1 protein-coding gene is annotated in these 903 nt (G+C 68.1%); it reads left to right on the forward strand.

Annotated features, from left to right (window positions below; all coding sequences use genetic code 11):
• Positions 1–80 precede the first annotated feature (80 nt).
• A partial coding sequence (locus FMP39_RS37135) for a dipeptidase (RefSeq protein WP_141594701.1) occupies positions 81–903 on the forward strand: 823 nt, incomplete at its 3' end.

Genomic DNA, 903 nt, shown 5'->3' on the forward strand with positions numbered 1-903 from the left:
GGGCGGGGCAGGGACCTTGAGTGAGCACCGGGACGCGGGTGGTGCTTGTTTCGCGCACGCGGGTGGGCAGACTTGCGCGCATGGGTGACGTGAAAGAGTTCCACCAGCGGTGGTGCATCGCGGACGGCCATGCGGATTCCCTCATGTGGAACCGCGACCTGTGTGAACGCTCTGAAGAGGGCCATGTGGACTTCCCCCGCCTGCGAGAGGCGGGGGTGAAGCTCCAGTGCTTCACCATCGTCACCCGGGGCTTCCCCTTCATCGGAGGCTTCCCAGTGTTCGCAGCGTGGCGTGGGTGGCCCCGGGAGGCCCGGGCGAGCGAGTGGACCCGGGCGCTCTGGCAGATTGAGCAGATGGCATCCTTCTGTGCGCGCTCCGGGGATGCCGCCCGCATCACCACGACCGGCGCCATGCTGGAGGACAACCTCGCGCAGGGGCGGCTGTCCGCGGTGCTGGGCGTGGAAGGGGGGCACGCCATCGAAGGCCAGGTGGCGCGCCTGTCGGAGCTTCACCAGCGTGGGGTGCGCTTCATGGGCCTCACCCACCTGTCCAACAACGACCTGGGCGGCTCTTCCTTTCCGATGATGGGCAACCGGGGCCTCACATCGCTGGGCCGGGATGTCATGGAGGAGATGGCCCGGCTGGGCATGAGCGTGGATGTGGCGCATGCCTCGGAGTCCACCCTCAAGGACCTCTTCACCCACCCTTCGGTCCGGTTCTTCTGCTCGCACACGGGCGTTCGCGCGGCGGGCGGCGGCTGGCGCAACCTCTCCGACGAATCCCTGCGCTTCATCGCAGACCGGGGCGGGGTGGTGGGCATCATCTTCGCCCCCGTCTATCTGGGCGGGGACACCGTGGATGACGTGGTTCGGCACATCGAGCACGCCGTGGATGTCATGGGGG

The organism is Myxococcus sp. AB056, from assembly GCF_006547365.1.
Lineage (GTDB): Bacteria > Myxococcota > Myxococcia > Myxococcales > Myxococcaceae > Myxococcus > Myxococcus virescens.